This is a genomic window from Bacillus sp. FSL K6-3459 (assembly GCF_038003305.1).
Taxonomy (GTDB): domain Bacteria; phylum Bacillota; class Bacilli; order Bacillales; family Bacillaceae; genus Bacillus; species Bacillus pumilus_O.
In genome coordinates this window covers 885,379-903,591 of the sequence record NZ_JBBOOW010000001.1, presented here as the reverse complement: position 1 = coordinate 903,591, position 18,213 = coordinate 885,379, and the positions used below count along the sequence as shown (strand labels likewise).

Below are 18,213 nucleotides of genomic sequence, written 5' to 3'. Positions count from 1 at the left end.
ACATTGATATTGCAAATGTAAATCTTCTTCACCAAGCATTCCGATGCTCTGTTTCCGCCGGATATGTGTGCTTCTTTAATATAACGTATGAGGAGCATCATAGGTTTCAAAAAAAATACGAGTAAATAAAAGGAAAAATATCCATTTACGTTTGATTTACATACACTTTGCAATTCAATGGATGAAGAAGGGTTTGTAAATCACTCAGTACTACTTTACTTTTTTCATCTATTCGTGTCAAAGTAATTATAAAGAAAAGGAAGAATCACCTAGGTCTTTCGACTCTTTATCCTAATTTCATACAAAATTCGATACATATCTTATTCGTGTTTATTGTGACTCAACCTCTAGCCATCCATGTATTTTCTCTCCATCTGACAATCTAAAAAAGTTTTAAACAAAAAAAGCTTGATTTCTCCTCCTTATGTGCGGTGTGATAAAGATATAGATTTTCAACAAATCAGGCTGGGGGACATCACATGAAACATAACAAACAAATAAACGCATTTGAAGAACGATTTTCAGAAGAAATAGTCCACATCATTGCTGTCACAGGACCTTCAGGAGTAGGTGCAGGAAAAGCCGGACAGGAAGCTCTTTGGACCGCTTCTATTCCACTAATTGCATGGAAGGATAAAGACCTCATCACAACTGAAAACATAAGGCTCTGCTGGTTAACAGATCAAGAGGGATTAAGGGAAAAGCAGGCACAATTACATAAAGAATCAATTGTGACACTTCAGGTCCGAAAAGGTGAAGGTGAGTTCATGCTTGTATCACTTATCGATACAGACACACAGGATGAAGAACTGCAAGAGATACTAGAAGAAGCCCAAAAACCTGTCTTTTATCATGATGACCTGCTGGGCACCTTTGAATTAGTGAAAGGACTAGACTTATTTGAAACAACGATTCAATGGAGCTATCAGGAGTGCCTTCTCTACTTCAACCTCGAAGAAGACGAAAAAATAAACGACTCTCTTCGAACCGCTAGACAACTCATGGAAGAGCAGAACACATGGGATGCTTCCATTAAATCATTTGCAGCAAATCAACTGATTGAACTAGCTAAAGACTGGCAGGCACAAGATGACTCCGCCGAAACACAAGAAGATCTTACACTGGATCACTTTATAAGCTGCATCTCACTCGAAAGCTTGCATGCCTACCCAAATGGAGAGTTTGAGATCTACTGTCACGACGGTGATTTATTTTGGGGACATGTCATCATTGTCTCAGGTAATATCAATGGCATCTTTCATGACGCTCACATTGCAGGCTAAAGATTGGAGGGGTAAGTAATGGAGATCAAAGCTTTTCATGAATTAAAACAAATAGGAAAAACACCCGTCGTGGCTAAGATTGGTGGCTTCCGTCCTGATCCAACAGCACACAGCTGGTTTGCCGGTCATTTCTTCATCCACCCTGATCAAGGCTGGCCCATAGATCAAGATGGTGCCATGATTCCGATCTTACAAATTCATTTACCTGAAGTGCCAGGAGGATTAAACGGATTCAATGAATTTAGATTGATTCAAATCTTTCTCAATCAGAAAGCACTTCCGATGGATATCACAAAAAACGGCGAAGGCTGGAAACTCATTGAATATTCAACTATGGATGGATTAGAAATAGTTGAGACTCCTGAAGAGGTGAGAGGATTAAAACCCTTTCAAATCCAATGGGAGGAACGTGAGCAAGAAGACCACCCTTGCTGGGAAGAAGCGTGGTCATACGTCGATTTATCAGAAGTAAACGAAAGTGATGAAGCGACAGAACATTTCTTTAAACAATACACCAATTATCCTTTCACAAAAATCGGTGGGTATGGTGCATATATTCAATCCCCACCCCATCACCAACCAGGCGAATTCATGCTACAAATCGCTTCAGAAGAAAAACCTCGGTTTATGATTGGTGATAACGGCACGATGTATTTCTATTACGACAAAGACACAAAAGAATGGTTTATGCACTGGGATTGTTTTTAAAGGTCATTAGCAGAAAAACTCCATCAAAAAGGAATGCAAACGCAAATTGCTGAAAGCATTACGTCATGCTATATGAATGTACAAAAAGAGCCGCACTATCCGGGACTGACCCCCGTTTTTGAGACAGGAATCAAAACACCTTTATACAGCCAATTGCCGATAGTTTATCGGTGATTGGTTGTTTAGTTTCGTTTGAATACGAATGTTGTTATAATAATAAATGTATTCTTTGACAGTGCGTTCTACGATGGTGGTTGTAGTGCGATCAATCCTGTTAAGATAGAACGTTTCAGACTTTAGTGAGGAATGAAACGATTCGATGGAGGCATTATCAGCGGGCGTCCCTTTACGGGACATGCTCATGGTAATGCCTTTTATATGAACAGCTTTCTGATACTCGTAAGATGTATACACAGAACCTTGATCGCTATGTAACACGCAATTCTCAGGAAGTGCTGGGAGCTGATTAAGTGTGTTTAAGATAAAGTCTGTGTCCTGCTTATCACCAATCGTAAAAGCAATCACTTCTCCATTATATAAATCCAATATACTGGAAAGGTACAATTGTTTCTGTCCATAAGGCAAATACGTGATGTCCGTTACTAGTTTTTCAAGAGGGCGATCAGACTGAAAATTCCGATCCAGTATATTACCAGCTACGGCATAAGGCTGCCCATTCTTCTTACGCTTTTTCATTTTAACCCGGCATTGCCACTGGTTTTTCTGCATGATACGTTGAACAGTTTTATGGTTAATACGCATTCTCATTTTTAGTATGGCTGTGATTTTCCGATAACCATATCGATATTTGTGCTTTCGGCACAACGTGCCGACCTGTTTCTCTAGTTGTCTTTCAGAATGAGTCTGAGTCAAATCTTTTTTCCATCTATAATACGAAGTACGTAAGATGCCTAAATGGACACAGATGTCCTGTACCGTCATCGTTTTGCGCAATTCTTCTACCAGTTTGATTGACGTTTCCTTATCAACTTCCTTTCCAATTCGTTGTACTTTTTTAAAACTTCATTCTGTTGACTCAAATAGCGATTTTCTGCCTGTAGTCTCTCTAATTCAGAAGAGTACTCGGGGCCCTTTCCATAGGTATATTGTTTTCCAACAGGTTGTTCGAACCTGTGTGTATCCCCAGCTTTATGCCATCTCACCCATGTCTGAACCTGCGTCTTATTCTTGATATTCAATTCCTGCATGATCTCTTTCATAGGTACGCCTGCCAACCTCATTTCCACAGCCTTCTGTTTGACTTCAACCGGATAACTCACTCTTGTCCCCATAGAAAAAACACCTCCATGTTTTATTTCGGATCACAACGATCCGTTTTCAAACTTGAAGGTGTTTTTTATTTGTCTCATCTTATGGGGTCAGTCCCATCCTGTGTGGCTCTTTTCATATATCCTTTTGAAGAAAACATTTGACGCCTGGACAACTCTCCCCGTATATTATGTATAAATCCATCTTTTTCATAGAAAAGGGGGCTTCACATGCGCTTGTTTAAATACTGGAAAAAAAAGCAGCAAACACAGCAGGTCACCTCTGAAAAACAAGAAGACAGCATCCCAATTAACTTCTCCGCACTTCCCTTTGGCACAGACACCGTAGATGATTTTTTGTTCAACTTAGACCTCACCTCGAAGCTCACAGATCCCTATAAAGAAATAGACCCGAACAAATGAACCTATCCTCATCCAATTCTGGATGATTTTTTTATACCCGGTGAAAGGTGTGACCTATGAAAACATATTATATTGTTAGACACTGCCAAGCCAATGGACAATCCGAGGATGCGTCTTTAACGCCACAAGGCATCGCACAATCTCACGCACTAGCACAGTTCTTTTCCAGCATCCATCTCAACCAGATCATCTCAAGTCCCTATAAGCGAGCGATCCAAACCTCTGAACCTCTTGCTCATGCAAAACAACTCAGAGTCAAAATTGATCAGCGTCTTTCTGAACGTGTGCTAAGCCGCAAACCAATAGACGATTGGTATGAGAAACTAAAGCTTAGTTTTACAGACTTACATTTGACTTGTGAGGGCGGAGAATCAAGCCTTGAAGCCATGAACCGCATTGTAGAAGTACTCTACGAACAAATAAATTCAGAAAAAGATCATACGCTATTTGTCACACATGGCAATATCATGAGCTTGCTTCTTAAACACGCCGATCCCACGATTGGATTCAAAAAGTGGGAGAAACTAAGCAATCCAGATGTCTATGTCCTGACATATTTCAAACCAGATCATGTAGAAATAAAGCGAATATGGCATAAAGAAACGGCAGAATGAACTCTGCCGTTTCCTCATCTATTGTTGATAATAAAAAGCCTCTACCCACTCATACAGCTTCTGACGCTCCGCACACCATTTCATGAAGCCTCTTGTCTCCGTTTGCTGAAATTCCATCCAGTCCGATAAAAGCTGACCATAATAGGCTGCTTGTTTTTCAACATTCGTGCGAATCCTCTTATCTTCAATCAGCATCATGACATCTTCAATACCTTGAATTCGCTCTTGGTCTTTCTCATAGGTGCTTAAATAAAGATCTTCATGTATATGATGAAACGAATACCATAAAGCCGATAAATAGGTTTCGCAAATTTGAACAATGACACGCTGCTCCTTGCTGCCTCCAAGCACCAGTGCTTTCAATAAATAGGGCAGCCCTTCTCCCTGATGCACAAACAAGCCTTGCCAGCGATATGGTCTCACATCCACCGGATCAACCTTCTCCCATTCTTGCAGAACAGGCTGAATCACCCCAATGATCAATGGATAAACAAGCACATGATGACCATCGTCAAACCGTTCAATCTTCTCAAATAGCCAAGCAACAAATGAACGCCGTGCTGCAAATTCGGTCTCATTCATCTCTTCAACAAATAACTGGAGAACCTTTAACGCATCTTTACGCACACCCTGTTCTTTCTTCACACAGTACTGTCTAAAAAGCAGATAATCATGTGATCTCTCGTCTTCAATGATGGTCTGTAAAATCGTCTTCATTTGCAAGTTAACAACTCCGCCTTTTTAACATTCCTTCTATTTGATTCATAAATCTAATTCTTTAACGATGGTTCTTCCAATCTAAATAACGTTTTTGAATCACTTTTTTGATTTTTTCGTAGTTCTCCCAACTATCTTTAACATCATATACATCTTCGGCTTCTGGAAATGTCTCCTCGTAGTCATCTAAATACAACCGATTTTCAAAATCGAAATAATCTTGGGCAAATTCATTTCCTTCATCATTCAGCATATCATTTGAAAACACTCCATCACATTTCATATAAATTTGAGTCCCTGTCACTTCTCGTGATTTAAATTTTTGAATTTCACCCTCAATGCTTCTTCAAATTCTTCACTGAACAAATCATTATCAATGATTCAACCCAAAAACATGCCTGTATGTACGAAGGCTTGTTCAATAGATAAGTCCTTTGGAAAATCCCCATCATAATGATACTTTGCTTTATCATAAACGATCACTTCAAACAACATTTCCAGCCCCCTTCATATCTTCTCTATTTCAAAAATAACTTTAGGTCTAGATAAAGTCAATTTCTTTTAGTCTCTTATGTAAGCGTGATAAGAGTGGAATAAACACCTAATTGTTCCTTCTCTTTTAGAGGCCCCTTGGCATCCTCAAACCCATTCTTTTCTGTGTTCATGAATGAATTGTATGTCTTTTTGATAATGTTCAAGGTGCCCCTCATCAATCATTTTTTGAAAAGCAATATCCCCGTCACTCGCTTTTCGTTTCATGTACTGACATAACCCTTTTAAACGCAACAGCACCATCTCCACATAATCTTCTGCTATTTCCTCACCATAAGCTTCAAAAAACAGTTTGACTCTATACTTTATATGGCCTGCATGTTCTAATGCGTGATAATTAACGATCTCCCCCGCTTCAGTGCGAAAAAATCTACTGAGAGGCACACATGTATAAAGGGTATAAGCGATATCCCAAAGTCTTGGACCCGGAGCAGCTACATCAAAATCAATGATCCCCACTGGCTTTTTATCTTTGAAAATAATGTTGTACATAGCAAAATCATTATGGCACACAACCTCTATGTTGTTAGGCGTATTGTCCATTCGTTCCCAATCGTCTGAAATTGGAAAATCACAAACAGCATCATGATACCGTCTAAGCATTATCGCTATTTCTTTTAAAGCATTGTTAGAGCACATGTATTCTTCTAAGGGATCATGACCGGCTACACCTTCAATGAAGGACAAGATCTCTCGGCCTTTTTCATCAACCCCTAAAAACTTTGGAGCATAGGAAAAATTCTTTTTTTCTAAATGCTTTAGCAGCTTTCGTATATTGATATTGTCTGACTTTACTTCTCGACGAACCGTATCTCCCGAACGATATACGTTCGAGACGTTTCCACCTGTTAATAACTCCTCATGATCATTTTGTTTTTTCATAAATTCTCCCCTCGAACTGGGTCACAATGATGATGTCAGCTACAGAAGTGTATGTACCCAAAAATATTCATTTAGTTATAAAAAGGTAGTGCAATGTTTTATGTGAAGTGCTCCCCCATTTTGATTCCTTACATGGTTAAATGTATCTTATCAAATGTTGCAAATCATCTAAAGATTATTCTGTTAAAAGTAGTACATGCTCATTCTATTTTAATAGGATTCTATTTTCATCTAAATAACTCATTTAAACCACAAAAAAACGTTTCACCACATGGAGGGAAACGTTAGGTTCACGGTAAAAACCGATCATGAAACTTTTAATAGATACCGGTGCTGGGGCCAAACCGGCACTCCGCGATAAATGATTCCAAAAAGGCAAGGTATACCTTCTTCAAGTAAAGCACCCGTTAATGAACTAAGAATTAAAGTGCTTCTTGATATATGTCTGATTTTATCGGCTTTAAACTCAAAGGTATTGTAAACTCATGAATACTTTCAATATGATTAAAAAAATGATCTATATCGTCATAATCCATTGACCATTCTTCTACCACCTTCAACTTTTTTAACTCGCTTGTTGGTTTAAATAAAAATTCACAGTGCAGTTGTTCCATGTGAGAATAATCATCTTCTTCATAAATTGTAAACTGACGTACCAAGTCAAAATGAAATAGTTCCTCTCCTGTAAAATCATAGACACCACACTGAAATAAAATTTCTTTATCTTCTTCGCCCTGAACTGTCTCCTTTGAAAAAGCTTTAAATGTTTCCCAAACCTTTTTTATATCATCGATATCCTCACCAATGCTATCTTTAAGATAACTTTCAGCATTTTTAACCGTAATCATTACAACACCACCTATGTACAATTTATACAATCCTTCTTCAATTATCCTGCCTCTTTAGTTTAATCATAAGGTAAGCATCAATAAAGTAAAAGTTAATTTCCTTTGAACACGTTTTGAATTAAATTTGTCGTCTGAAAAATCAGCTGAAAAACAAATAAAAAAACGTCCTCCTACAATTTGTAGAAAGACGTTTGAAACGTTGATATTCCTTCATTCTTCTGCAATTGAAGATCATAAAGAATATCTAAAAGTAGATACCGGTGGCCGGGGTCGAACCGGCACTCCGTGAGGAACACGATTTTGAGTCGTGCGCGTCTGCCAATTCCGCCACACCGGCATGATCATTAAAGAGCGCAACTTATAATAAAAACATGGTGCCGAGGGCCGGACTTGAACCGGCACGGTAGTCACCTACCGCAGGATTTTAAGTCCTGTGTGTCTGCCAATTCCACCACCCCGGCAGTCTTTTCAAAAAGGCGACACCCGGATTTGAACCGGGGATAAAGGTTTTGCAGACCTCTGCCTTACCACTTGGCTATGCCGCCATTATTGGAGCGGAAGACGGGATTCGAACCCGCGACCCCCACCTTGGCAAGGTGGTGTTCTACCACTGAACTACTTCCGCAAATTAACTGGGCTAGCTGGATTCGAACCAACGCATGACGGAGTCAAAGTCCGTTGCCTTACCGCTTGGCTATAGCCCAATAATAAAATGGGGCGATTGATGGGAATCGAACCCACGAGTGCCAGAGCCACAATCTGGTGCGTTAACCACTTCGCCACAACCGCCATAGATGTTATGAATCATATTAAGAAAATTGGCAGGGGCAGTAGGAATCGAACCCACACCGGAGGTTTTGGAGACCTCTGTTCTACCTTTAAACTATGCCCCTATGAAAATAAAAATGGTGGAGGGGGGCGGATTCGAACCGCCGAACCCGGAGGGAGCGGATTTACAGTCCGCCGCGTTTAGCCACTTCGCTACCCCTCCACATTTGAAAAACAGTGCCGGCAAGAGGACTTGAACCCCCAACCTACTGATTACAAGTCAGTTGCTCTACCAATTGAGCTACACCGGCAAATAGTGGTGGCTCGGGACGGAATCGAACCGCCGACACACGGATTTTCAGTCCGTTGCTCTACCAACTGAGCTACCGAGCCATGTATTCATTTTAAAAATGGCGGTCCGGACGGGACTCGAACCCGCGACCTCCTGCGTGACAGGCAGGCATTCTAACCAACTGAACTACCGGACCATTTTGGTTGTATAAAATAATTTGGTTGCGGGGGCAGGATTTGAACCTGCGACCTTCGGGTTATGAGCCCGACGAGCTACCGAACTGCTCCACCCCGCGATGATATAAAAGATATGGTGGAGGATGACGGGCTCGAACCGCCGACCCTCTGCTTGTAAGGCAGATGCTCTCCCAGCTGAGCTAATCCTCCGAATAAAAAACACTGGTGTATATTCTATAAAATGGTGACCCGTACGGGATTCGAACCCGTGTTACCGCCGTGAAAGGGCGGTGTCTTAACCGCTTGACCAACGGGCCCTTTATTATGTAAATTGTGGCGGAGAGCAAGGGATTCGAACCCTTGAGACGGGGTTACCGCCTACACGATTTCCAATCGTGCTCCTTCGGCCACTCGGACAGCTCTCCAAATTGGCTCCGCAGGTAGGATTCGAACCTACGACCGATCGGTTAACAGCCGATAGCTCTACCACTGAGCTACTGCGGAATGAAGAAAGCCTGGCGATGTCCTACTCTCACAGGGGGAGACCCCCAACTACCATCGGCGCTGAAGAGCTTAACTTCCGTGTTCGGTATGGGAACGGGTGTGACCTCTTCGCCATCATCACCAGACAATTTAGTGACAAAAGATATTATACTATGTATTGAAAATAAATCAAGAGATATTTTAAAAATGTTCTCTCAAAACTAGATAACAATGTTCAAACTTCACAATAGAATATAGGTTAAGTCCTCGATCTATTAGTATCTGTCAGCTCCACGTGTCACCACGCTTCCACCTCAGACCTATCAACCTGATCATCTTTCAGGGATCTTACTTCCTTGCGGAATGGGAAATCTCATCTTGAGGGGGGCTTCATGCTTAGATGCTTTCAGCACTTATCCCGTCCGCACATAGCTACCCAGCGATGCCCTTGGCAGAACAACTGGTACACCAGCGGTGCGTCCATCCCGGTCCTCTCGTACTAAGGACAGCTCCTCTCAAATTTCCTGCGCCCGCGACGGATAGGGACCGAACTGTCTCACGACGTTCTGAACCCAGCTCGCGTACCGCTTTAATGGGCGAACAGCCCAACCCTTGGGACCGACTACAGCCCCAGGATGCGATGAGCCGACATCGAGGTGCCAAACCTCCCCGTCGATGTGGACTCTTGGGGGAGATAAGCCTGTTATCCCCGGGGTAGCTTTTATCCGTTGAGCGATGGCCCTTCCATGCGGAACCACCGGATCACTAAGCCCGACTTTCGTCCCTGCTCGACTTGTAGGTCTCGCAGTCAAGCTCCCTTGTGCCTTTACACTCTGCGAATGATTTCCAACCATTCTGAGGGAACCTTTGGGCGCCTCCGTTACATTTTAGGAGGCGACCGCCCCAGTCAAACTGCCCACCTGACACTGTCTCCCTGCCCGATAAGGGCAGCGGGTTAGAAGGTCAATACAGCCAGGGTAGTATCCCACCGATGCCTCCACCGAAGCTAGCGCTCCGGTTTCCAAGGCTCCTACCTATCCTGTACAAGCTGTACCAACATTCAATATCAGGCTGCAGTAAAGCTCCACGGGGTCTTTCCGTCCTGTCGCGGGTAACCTGCATCTTCACAGGTACTATAATTTCACCGAGTCTCTCGTTGAGACAGTGCCCAGATCGTTGCGCCTTTCGTGCGGGTCGGAACTTACCCGACAAGGAATTTCGCTACCTTAGGACCGTTATAGTTACGGCCGCCGTTTACTGGGGCTTCAATTCGCACCTTCGCTTACGCTAAGCGCTCCTCTTAACCTTCCAGCACCGGGCAGGCGTCAGCCCCTATACTTCGCCTTACGGCTTCGCAGAGACCTGTGTTTTTGCTAAACAGTCGCCTGGGCCTATTCACTGCGGCTTCTCGGGGCTTTAACACCCTAAGAAGCACCCCTTCTCCCGAAGTTACGGGGTCATTTTGCCGAGTTCCTTAACGAGAGTTCTCTCGATCACCTTAGGATTCTCTCCTCGCCTACCTGTGTCGGTTTGCGGTACGGGCACCTCTCACCTCGCTAGAGGCTTTTCTTGGCAGTGTGGAATCAGGAACTTCGCTACTAAATTTCGCTCGCCATCACAGCTCAGCCTTCACGGGAAACGGATTTGCCTATTTCCCAGCCTAACTGCTTGGACGCGGATATCCAATACCGCGCTTACCCTATCCTCCTGCGTCCCCCCATTGCTCAAATGGTGAGGAGGTGGTACAGGAATATCAACCTGTTGTCCATCGCCTACGCCTTTCGGCCTCGGCTTAGGTCCCGACTAACCCTGAGCGGACGAGCCTTCCTCAGGAAACCTTAGGCATTCGGTGGACGGGATTCTCACCCGTCTTTCGCTACTCATACCGGCATTCTCACTTCTAAGCGCTCCACCAGTCCTTCCGGTCTGACTTCACAGCACTTAGAACGCTCTCCTACCACTGTTCGTTAGAACAGTCCGCAGCTTCGGTGATACGTTTAGCCCCGGTACATTTTCGGCGCAGAGTCACTCGACCAGTGAGCTATTACGCACTCTTTAAATGGTGGCTGCTTCTAAGCCAACATCCTGGTTGTCTAAGCAACTCCACATCCTTTTCCACTTAACGTATACTTTGGGACCTTAGCTGGCGGTCTGGGCTGTTTCCCTTTCGACTACGGATCTTATCACTCGCAGTCTGACTCCCAAGGATAAGTCATCGGCATTCGGAGTTTGACTGAATTCGGTAACCCGGTAGGGGCCCCTAGTCCAATCAGTGCTCTACCTCCGAGACTCTTACCTTGAGGCTAGCCCTAAAGCTATTTCGGAGAGAACCAGCTATCTCCAGGTTCGATTGGCATTTCACCCCTACCCACACCTCATCCCCGCACTTTTCAACGTGCGTGGGTTCGGGCCTCCATTCAGTGTTACCTGAACTTCACCCTGGACATGGGTAGATCACCTGGTTTCGGGTCTACGACCACGTACTCATGCGCCCTATTCAGACTCGCTTTCGCTGCGGCTCCGCATCTTCTGCTTAACCTTGCACGGGATCGTAACTCGCCGGTTCATTCTACAAAAGGCACGCCATCACCCTTTAACGGGCTCTGACTACTTGTAGGCACACGGTTTCAGGATCTATTTCACTCCCCTTCCGGGGTGCTTTTCACCTTTCCCTCACGGTACTGGTTCACTATCGGTCACTAGGGAGTATTTAGCCTTGGGAGATGGTCCTCCCGGATTCCGACGGAATTTCACGTGTTCCGCCGTACTCAGGATCCACTCTGGAGAGAACAACATTTCAGTTACAGGGCTGTTACCTTCTTTGGCGGGCCTTTCCAGACCTCTTCGCTTATATCGTTCCTTTGTAACTCCGTATAGAGTGTCCTACAACCCCAAGAGGCAAGCCTCTTGGTTTGGGCTGTTCCCGTTTCGCTCGCCGCTACTCAGGGAATCGCATTTGCTTTCTCTTCCTCCGGGTACTTAGATGTTTCAGTTCCCCGGGTATGCCTTCTCATACTCTATGTATTCAAGTATGGATACTACTCCATTACGAGCAGTGGGTTTCCCCATTCGGAAATCTCCGGATCAAAGCTTGCTTACAGCTCCCCGAAGCATATCGGTGTTCGTCCCGTCCTTCATCGGCTCCTAGTGCCAAGGCATCCACCGTGCGCCCTTTCTAACTTAACCATTTCTTACTTTAGAAAGAATCACTATGTGTGATGAACTTTGCATTGCATTCAATGTGAATGTATTACTTATTGTTATCTAGTTTTCAAAGAACAATCCTGTCTCGCTAGAGACATGTTTTGAAGGAATGATCCTTCAAAACTAAACAAGACCAAAACGCACGCTGCTCCATATATCCTTAGAAAGGAGGTGATCCAGCCGCACCTTCCGATACGGCTACCTTGTTACGACTTCACCCCAATCATCTGTCCCACCTTCGGCGGCTGGCTCCATAAAGGTTACCTCACCGACTTCGGGTGTTACAAACTCTCGTGGTGTGACGGGCGGTGTGTACAAGGCCCGGGAACGTATTCACCGCGGCATGCTGATCCGCGATTACTAGCGATTCCAGCTTCACGCAGTCGAGTTGCAGACTGCGATCCGAACTGAGAACAGATTTATGGGATTGGCTAAACCTTGCGGTCTCGCAGCCCTTTGTTCTGTCCATTGTAGCACGTGTGTAGCCCAGGTCATAAGGGGCATGATGATTTGACGTCATCCCCACCTTCCTCCGGTTTGTCACCGGCAGTCACCTTAGAGTGCCCAACTAAATGCTGGCAACTAAGATCAAGGGTTGCGCTCGTTGCGGGACTTAACCCAACATCTCACGACACGAGCTGACGACAACCATGCACCACCTGTCACTCTGTCCCCGAAGGGAAAGCCCTATCTCTAGGGTTGTCAGAGGATGTCAAGACCTGGTAAGGTTCTTCGCGTTGCTTCGAATTAAACCACATGCTCCACCGCTTGTGCGGGCCCCCGTCAATTCCTTTGAGTTTCAGTCTTGCGACCGTACTCCCCAGGCGGAGTGCTTAATGCGTTAGCTGCAGCACTAAGGGGCGGAAACCCCCTAACACTTAGCACTCATCGTTTACGGCGTGGACTACCAGGGTATCTAATCCTGTTCGCTCCCCACGCTTTCGCTCCTCAGCGTCAGTTACAGACCAGAGAGTCGCCTTCGCCACTGGTGTTCCTCCACATCTCTACGCATTTCACCGCTACACGTGGAATTCCACTCTCCTCTTCTGCACTCAAGTTTCCCAGTTTCCAATGACCCTCCCCGGTTGAGCCGGGGGCTTTCACATCAGACTTAAGAAACCGCCTGCGAGCCCTTTACGCCCAATAATTCCGGACAACGCTTGCCACCTACGTATTACCGCGGCTGCTGGCACGTAGTTAGCCGTGGCTTTCTGGTTAGGTACCGTCAAGGTGCGAGCAGTTACTCTCGCACTTGTTCTTCCCTAACAACAGAGCTTTACGATCCGAAAACCTTCATCACTCACGCGGCGTTGCTCCGTCAGACTTTCGTCCATTGCGGAAGATTCCCTACTGCTGCCTCCCGTAGGAGTCTGGGCCGTGTCTCAGTCCCAGTGTGGCCGATCACCCTCTCAGGTCGGCTACGCATCGTCGCCTTGGTGAGCCATTACCCCACCAACTAGCTAATGCGCCGCGGGTCCATCTGTAAGTGACAGCCGAAACCGTCTTTCATCCTTGAACCATGCGGTTCAAGGAACTATCCGGTATTAGCTCCGGTTTCCCGGAGTTATCCCAGTCTTACAGGCAGGTTACCCACGTGTTACTCACCCGTCCGCCGCTAACATCCGGGAGCAAGCTCCCTTCTGTTCGCTCGACTTGCATGTATTAGGCACGCCGCCAGCGTTCGTCCTGAGCCAGGATCAAACTCTCCGAGGTATGCAGGATGCATATCACACATGCGTTGCTACACGATGTAGCGAACTTAGCATGTGATCATTTCCTGCCTCGTCAGCGTTTGACTGACTACCTATGAAACATCATAGGATTTTTTATAAAAACTCGAATTAACAGGTACGTTTTGTCTTGTTTAGTTTTCAAAGATCATCTTCATCGTCTCTCAGAGGCGACTTTCTCAATATAACATTTTGACGCTGTGGGCGTCAAGTGTTTTTTAGAATTTCTTTTTGTCAGCTTTTCTTTCAAAGCAACTTGGTTGCTCGTTAGCGACGTATAATAATATACCATCATAATATTCAAGCGTCAATATCTTTTTTCACAAAATATCCTCGATGATAGATTTTTTGCCCCTTTGTCTCAATTGGCTCCACTTGAACAATTCCTTTTTCCACAAAGAAATCAATCATGACGCTAAGGTCAGGCGTAAAATACTTGAGGTCAGGATGCGCGAGAAGCTCGCCAAAAAGCCATATATCTTGCTGTTCCATAACATGACGCAAATGAGCGGCGCCAATTTCTGCTTTTGAATGGATCAAAAAGTCATTTGCTAAAAATAAAAGTTCCAAACGTTTATGAAGGCTTTCATGGCTTTCAATGAGTTCTGAATAAAGTTTATAAACTTCCGGTTCCATATGACGCACCTGATTCCAAACTGTCACTTCTGGGTGGAAGCCTTTATCGATCACTTCAATACGTGCCAAATGATGCAGCGCATGCACAATTGAATTATATGCATCAAGGAATTGATTTGACTCAAAAAATGCTTTTCCTTCTATATACCTGCGAATAAGCTTGCCGTATTCTAAACCGATTTTAAGTTTGCGGTTTGAAAATGGGAATGTACTCAGGTCGTCAATTAAGTTGAAAATATATTCATTGCGATCAAATAGGACTTTCCCATTCAAAATCCAATCAATGATTCGGCGATTCGTGCCAAGGGTAATCCATTCCTTCAACTGCTCATCTGTGACAACATTTAAAGAAGCTGTTTGGTGATCGGATTCATAGTGTTTGATAAATAACGGCTCTCCCGCTTCTTTTACAATGACTAGAAGTGCAGCATCAAAGTTATCCGTCTCAGAAGATACTTTGTGTCTTCTTTCTACTATAATCACAGCCAATGTGTCTGGGTGACTTGCTCTCTCTTGATAAATAGGACGGAGAAGATTTTCCATAGTGATTCCTCCAATACTCGGGTGTAAAGTTCTTCTCTAATGCTATGTATTTCTCCTCATAGAATCAAAATTCCTTCAATTCAAGAAAAAAGATCATTGAATCATTATAAGCAATTTATTCACAAAACTCTATAACTAATTCAAACGGAAAGGTAAAATGTGCTATATTGGAGACAAGGGGGACTAGGGATGGCGAAATACTCCAGTAAGATTAATAAAATCAGAACATTTGCACTTAGTTTGGTTTTTGTTGGCTTTCTGATCATGTATATCGGTGTGTTCTTCAAGGAATCGATTTGGCTGTCGACTTTCTTTATGCTGCTCGGCGTCTTATCGATCGGATTGAGTACAGTGGTTTACTTTTGGATCGGTATGCTTTCTACGAAGGCAGTTCGTGTCGTATGTCCAGGCTGTGAGAAGGAAACAAAAGTGCTTGGGCGGGTGGACATGTGCATGCATTGCAGAGAGCCGCTTACGCTCGATCCAGGATTAGAAGGCAAAGAGTTTGATGAATCCTACAATCGAAAAAAGTCATAAAAAAAGCTGGCCGGTTAAATGGTCAGCTTTTTCATTAATGATTTTCTTTTTTCGCACATTCTTGACAAGTCCCATAGATCTCCAAGCGATGATGACTGACTTTAAAGCCCGTCACATGGGATGCAAGCTGTTCCACTTCATCAAGGCCAGGATAATGAAAGTCCACTATTTTTCCGCAGATTTCACAAATCGCATGGTAATGATCAGATGTCGCAAAATCAAATCGGCTTGAGGAATCACCGTACGTTAATTCCTTTACTAATCCAGATTCCCGGAAGACTCGTAAATTGTTGTAAACCGTTGCGACACTCATATTTGGAAATTTACCTTCAAGTGCTTTATATATATCGTCCGCGGTTGGGTGAGTCATAGAATTTACGAGAAACTCCAAGATGGCATGGCGCTGCGGAGTAATTCGAACACCGGTTTCTTTTAAAGCATCTAAAGCGTCTTTTAGTTCGTGAGCAGCCATTTCATCATGCACCTCTCTTCAAAAATATTCTTATATTATAATCTTTATAAATAGTGTACCCCCAGAGCCGAATCTTTGTCAATTACAATCCTCTTTTTTACCTATTCTTCTTCACAAAAAAGACCGACATGTCTGCCGGTCCGATCCTGTGATGATGTTAAGCGTGAGATTTTAGTTCCTCAAGCGCTTCTTCCACGTGGTCTTTCACCTTAACTTTTCTCCACTCTTTCACAAGCGTTCCTTCTTTATTAATAAGAAACGTTGAACGTTCGATGCCCATGTATTCTTTACCAAAGTTCTTTTTCAGCTTCCACACTCCAAAGGCTTCAGACAATTTCTGTTCATCGTCTACAAGAAGTAAGAACGGTAAATCATGTTTTTCTTTAAATTTTTGATGCTTGTCCTGACTGTCTGGGCTTACGCCGATAATGACAGCATCTAATTCTGCAAAGCTTTGATGGCTATCTCGGAAATCACATGCTTCTGTTGTACATCCTGGTGTCATATCTTTTGGATAGAAATAAAGGACAATATGTTTTCCTTTAAAGTCAGAAAGCTTTACTTTTTCCCCGTTGTCAGCGGTTAATTCGATTTCAGGTACTTGCTGGCCTACTTCGATTGTCATAACACAATCCCTCCAACCTATTTTTTAAATAGCCTATCCAATTTTGAGAGGATATTCAACTAAGGACGCTTGCATCGGCATGTTAAAATAATGATAGACGACGTGATACGTTGAGATAGGAGGCTATTTATGAAATTCACAGAATCAGAAAAATTACATCAAGAGGCGCTGGAGCATATTGTTGGAGGTGTCAACAGTCCCTCTCGTTCATATAAGGCAGTAGGTGGCGGTTCACCCGTGGCGATGGAAAAAGGAGAAGGCGCTTATTTTTGGGATGTTGACGGAAATCGCTATATCGATTACTTAGCAGCATACGGCCCTATTATTACAGGACATGCCCACCCTCATATTACAAAAGCGATTACAAAAGCGGCTGAATCAGGTGTTCTTTACGGAACGCCAACGAAGCATGAAGTCACTTTTGCCAAAATGCTAAAGGAAGCTATGCCTGCTTTGGACAAAGTTCGCTTTGTCAATTCAGGTACTGAAGCCGTGATGACAACGATTCGTGTGGCACGTGCTTATACAGGCAGAACAAAGATCATTAAGTTTGCCGGGTGCTATCACGGTCACTCTGATCTTGTACTTGTGGCAGCTGGCTCTGGTCCTTCCACTTTAGGAACCCCTGATTCAGCAGGCGTACCAAAAAGCATCGCCAATGAAGTCATTACCGTTCCATTTAATGATATTGACAGCTACAAAGAAGCATTGGATCGATGGGGCGATGAAGTCGCAGCTGTCCTTGTCGAGCCGATTGTAGGGAACTTCGGCATCGTGGAGCCTAAGGACGGTTTCCTGCAGCAGGTCAATGACCTCACTCATGAAAAGGGCGCACTTGTGATCTATGATGAAGTGATTACAGCTTTCCGCTTTATGTACGGAGGCGCACAGGACTTGCTTCAAGTAAAACCTGACCTCACTGCATTAGGAAAAATCATTGGCGGCGGACTTCCGATCGGTGCTTATGGCGGTAAAAAAGAAATTATGGAGCAAGTCGCTCCTCTTGGACCGGCCTATCAAGCTGGCACGATGGCAGGAAATCCTGCATCCATTCTTTCTGGTATTGCCTGCTTGGAAGTGTTAAAACAAGAGGATGTTTACGAGCGTCTAGATCAGCTTGGCGCTATGCTAGAAGAAGGCATTTTAGCCCATGCAAAAAAACATCAAGTAGATATTACAGTGAACCGCTTAAAAGGGGCTCTTACTGTCTACTTCACAAAAGAAACCATTGTGAACTATGAGCAGGCTGAAAATACGGATGGCGAAATGTTCGCCCGCTTCTTTAAATTAATGCTTTCTCAAGGGATTAACCTCGCTCCTTCTAAATATGAAGCTTGGTTCTTAACGATCGCACATACTGAAAAAGATATTTCTAAGACACTGCAAGCAGTAGATCATGCGTTTGAACAGTTGAAACAATCATAATAGGGTCAAAAACAGGCGTAAAAAAAT

General features: G+C 43.9%; 13 protein-coding genes, 16 tRNA genes, 3 rRNA genes and 1 pseudogene. 6 read left to right on the top strand and 27 right to left on the bottom strand.

Features of this window, described 5'->3' with window-relative positions; genetic code table 11:
- Window positions 1–479: 479 nt before the first annotated feature.
- Window positions 480–1,283, top strand: coding sequence for a DUF2262 domain-containing protein (locus MHI35_RS04360; RefSeq protein ID WP_335349814.1), 804 nt, complete (start codon window positions 480–482; stop codon window positions 1,281–1,283).
- 18 nt (window positions 1,284–1,301) lie between these two features.
- Window positions 1,302–1,991, top strand: coding sequence for a DUF1963 domain-containing protein (locus MHI35_RS04355; protein ID WP_335349815.1), 690 nt, complete (start codon window positions 1,302–1,304; stop codon window positions 1,989–1,991).
- A gap of 141 nt (window positions 1,992–2,132) precedes the next feature.
- Here MHI35_RS04355 and MHI35_RS04350 read toward each other — a convergent pair.
- Window positions 2,133–3,283 (bottom strand): IS3 family transposase gene (locus MHI35_RS04350; protein WP_340991167.1). Its coding sequence is split into 2 segments (ribosomal slippage): window positions 2,133–3,010 and window positions 3,010–3,283, totalling 1,152 coding nucleotides; the frame shifts between segments, so codons are not numbered across the junction.
- A gap of 207 nt (window positions 3,284–3,490) precedes the next feature.
- On the opposite strand from MHI35_RS04350, the gene MHI35_RS04345 reads away from it, so the two are divergent.
- Window positions 3,491–3,682 (top strand): hypothetical protein, encoded by a 192-nt coding sequence (locus MHI35_RS04345; protein ID WP_088003881.1) that lies wholly within the window; start codon window positions 3,491–3,493, stop codon window positions 3,680–3,682.
- A gap of 56 nt (window positions 3,683–3,738) precedes the next feature.
- Entirely contained in the window at window positions 3,739–4,296 is a 558-nt protein-coding gene (locus MHI35_RS04340) for a histidine phosphatase family protein (RefSeq protein WP_335349839.1), read from the top strand.
- 18 nt (window positions 4,297–4,314) lie between these two features.
- Here MHI35_RS04340 and MHI35_RS04335 read toward each other — a convergent pair whose 3' ends face one another.
- From MHI35_RS04335 to MHI35_RS04220, 24 genes and pseudogenes are all read right to left on the bottom strand, one after another.
- Window positions 4,315–5,019 carry a hypothetical protein gene (locus MHI35_RS04335; protein WP_335349838.1) on the bottom strand — a complete coding sequence of 235 codons (705 nt, stop codon included), beginning with the start codon at window positions 5,017–5,019 and terminating at the stop codon, window positions 4,315–4,317.
- Window positions 5,020–5,074: 55 nt separating this feature from the next.
- Window positions 5,075–5,505 (bottom strand): annotated as a pseudogene (locus tag MHI35_RS04330) (DUF7832 domain-containing protein).
- 147 nt (window positions 5,506–5,652) lie between these two features.
- Window positions 5,653–6,447 (bottom strand): phosphotransferase, encoded by a 795-nt coding sequence (locus MHI35_RS04325; RefSeq protein WP_335349837.1) that lies wholly within the window; start codon window positions 6,445–6,447, stop codon window positions 5,653–5,655.
- A gap of 422 nt (window positions 6,448–6,869) precedes the next feature.
- On the bottom strand, window positions 6,870–7,295 hold the full coding sequence (locus tag MHI35_RS04320) for a hypothetical protein (protein ID WP_144522389.1): 426 nt from the start codon (window positions 7,293–7,295) through the stop codon (window positions 6,870–6,872).
- Between the two features lie 255 nt (window positions 7,296–7,550).
- Window positions 7,551–7,632: transfer RNA gene (locus MHI35_RS04315), tRNA-Leu, on the bottom strand.
- A 35-nt stretch (window positions 7,633–7,667) separates the two neighbouring features.
- Window positions 7,668–7,756 (bottom strand) — tRNA-Leu (locus MHI35_RS04310).
- Window positions 7,757–7,769: 13 nt separating this feature from the next.
- Window positions 7,770–7,840 (bottom strand) — tRNA-Cys (locus tag MHI35_RS04305).
- A gap of 5 nt (window positions 7,841–7,845) precedes the next feature.
- Window positions 7,846–7,920, bottom strand: a tRNA-Gly gene (locus MHI35_RS04300).
- 7 nt (window positions 7,921–7,927) lie between these two features.
- Window positions 7,928–7,999 (bottom strand) — tRNA-Gln (locus tag MHI35_RS04295).
- A gap of 9 nt (window positions 8,000–8,008) precedes the next feature.
- Window positions 8,009–8,084 (bottom strand) — tRNA-His (locus tag MHI35_RS04290).
- A gap of 30 nt (window positions 8,085–8,114) precedes the next feature.
- A tRNA-Trp gene (locus tag MHI35_RS04285) sits at window positions 8,115–8,188 on the bottom strand.
- A 13-nt stretch (window positions 8,189–8,201) separates the two neighbouring features.
- A tRNA-Tyr gene (locus MHI35_RS04280) sits at window positions 8,202–8,286 on the bottom strand.
- Window positions 8,287–8,301: 15 nt separating this feature from the next.
- Window positions 8,302–8,374: transfer RNA gene (locus MHI35_RS04275), tRNA-Thr, on the bottom strand.
- A 6-nt stretch (window positions 8,375–8,380) separates the two neighbouring features.
- A tRNA-Phe gene (locus tag MHI35_RS04270) sits at window positions 8,381–8,456 on the bottom strand.
- A gap of 18 nt (window positions 8,457–8,474) precedes the next feature.
- Window positions 8,475–8,551, bottom strand: a tRNA-Asp gene (locus MHI35_RS04265).
- 22 nt (window positions 8,552–8,573) lie between these two features.
- Window positions 8,574–8,650 (bottom strand) — tRNA-Met (locus MHI35_RS04260).
- Between the two features lie 15 nt (window positions 8,651–8,665).
- Window positions 8,666–8,741: transfer RNA gene (locus MHI35_RS04255), tRNA-Val, on the bottom strand.
- Between the two features lie 32 nt (window positions 8,742–8,773).
- Window positions 8,774–8,848: transfer RNA gene (locus tag MHI35_RS04250), tRNA-Glu, on the bottom strand.
- Window positions 8,849–8,865: 17 nt separating this feature from the next.
- Window positions 8,866–8,956 (bottom strand) — tRNA-Ser (locus tag MHI35_RS04245).
- Between the two features lie 4 nt (window positions 8,957–8,960).
- Window positions 8,961–9,035: transfer RNA gene (locus MHI35_RS04240), tRNA-Asn, on the bottom strand.
- A 9-nt stretch (window positions 9,036–9,044) separates the two neighbouring features.
- A 5S ribosomal RNA gene (gene rrf, locus MHI35_RS04235) occupies window positions 9,045–9,160 on the bottom strand.
- Window positions 9,161–9,269: 109 nt separating this feature from the next.
- Window positions 9,270–12,200 (bottom strand): 23S ribosomal RNA (locus tag MHI35_RS04230).
- 182 nt (window positions 12,201–12,382) lie between these two features.
- A 16S ribosomal RNA gene (locus MHI35_RS04225) occupies window positions 12,383–13,931 on the bottom strand.
- The 16S, 23S and 5S rRNA genes sit together here with 16 tRNA genes alongside, the layout of an rRNA operon.
- Before the next feature lie 317 nt (window positions 13,932–14,248).
- Window positions 14,249–15,127 (bottom strand): nucleotidyltransferase-like protein, encoded by an 879-nt coding sequence (locus MHI35_RS04220; protein WP_106030267.1) that lies wholly within the window; start codon window positions 15,125–15,127, stop codon window positions 14,249–14,251.
- A gap of 189 nt (window positions 15,128–15,316) precedes the next feature.
- On the opposite strand from MHI35_RS04220, the gene MHI35_RS04215 reads away from it, so the two are divergent.
- Window positions 15,317–15,664: a YgzB family protein gene (locus MHI35_RS04215; protein WP_012009348.1), complete on the top strand. Its 348-nt coding sequence runs from the start codon at window positions 15,317–15,319 to the stop codon at window positions 15,662–15,664.
- 34 nt (window positions 15,665–15,698) lie between these two features.
- On the opposite strand, the gene perR is transcribed toward MHI35_RS04215, so the two are convergent.
- Entirely contained in the window at window positions 15,699–16,136 is a 438-nt protein-coding gene (perR, locus tag MHI35_RS04210) for a peroxide-responsive transcriptional repressor PerR (RefSeq protein WP_335349641.1), read from the bottom strand.
- Between the two features lie 157 nt (window positions 16,137–16,293).
- Window positions 16,294–16,761: a thioredoxin-dependent thiol peroxidase gene (gene bcp / locus MHI35_RS04205; RefSeq protein ID WP_335349642.1), complete on the bottom strand. Its 468-nt coding sequence runs from the start codon at window positions 16,759–16,761 to the stop codon at window positions 16,294–16,296.
- Window positions 16,762–16,890: 129 nt separating this feature from the next.
- On the opposite strand from bcp, the gene MHI35_RS04200 reads away from it, so the two are divergent.
- Window positions 16,891–18,186, top strand: coding sequence for a glutamate-1-semialdehyde 2,1-aminomutase (locus tag MHI35_RS04200; RefSeq protein ID WP_335349643.1), 1,296 nt, complete (start codon window positions 16,891–16,893; stop codon window positions 18,184–18,186).
- Window positions 18,187–18,213: the final 27 nt, after the last annotated feature.

Excerpts from the sequence above, each read along its gene's own strand:
- MHI35_RS04360 (WP_335349814.1), top strand. The coding sequence starts at position 480 with ATGAAACATAACAAACAAATAAACGCATTTGAAGAACGATTTTCAGAA.
- MHI35_RS04355 (WP_335349815.1), top strand. The coding sequence starts at position 1,302 with ATGGAGATCAAAGCTTTTCATGAATTAAAACAAATAGGAAAAACACCC.
- MHI35_RS04345 (WP_088003881.1), top strand. The coding sequence starts at position 3,491 with ATGCGCTTGTTTAAATACTGGAAAAAAAAGCAGCAAACACAGCAGGTC.
- MHI35_RS04340 (WP_335349839.1), top strand. The coding sequence starts at position 3,739 with ATGAAAACATATTATATTGTTAGACACTGCCAAGCCAATGGACAATCC.
- MHI35_RS04325 (WP_335349837.1), bottom strand. The coding sequence starts at position 6,447 with ATGAAAAAACAAAATGATCATGAGGAGTTATTAACAGGTGGAAACGTC.
- MHI35_RS04320 (WP_144522389.1), bottom strand. The coding sequence starts at position 7,295 with ATGATTACGGTTAAAAATGCTGAAAGTTATCTTAAAGATAGCATTGGT.
- MHI35_RS04220 (WP_106030267.1), bottom strand. The coding sequence starts at position 15,127 with ATGGAAAATCTTCTCCGTCCTATTTATCAAGAGAGAGCAAGTCACCCA.
- MHI35_RS04215 (WP_012009348.1), top strand. The coding sequence starts at position 15,317 with ATGGCGAAATACTCCAGTAAGATTAATAAAATCAGAACATTTGCACTT.
- perR (WP_335349641.1), bottom strand. The coding sequence starts at position 16,136 with ATGGCTGCTCACGAACTAAAAGACGCTTTAGATGCTTTAAAAGAAACC.
- bcp (WP_335349642.1), bottom strand. The coding sequence starts at position 16,761 with ATGACAATCGAAGTAGGCCAGCAAGTACCTGAAATCGAATTAACCGCT.
- MHI35_RS04200 (WP_335349643.1), top strand. The coding sequence starts at position 16,891 with ATGAAATTCACAGAATCAGAAAAATTACATCAAGAGGCGCTGGAGCAT.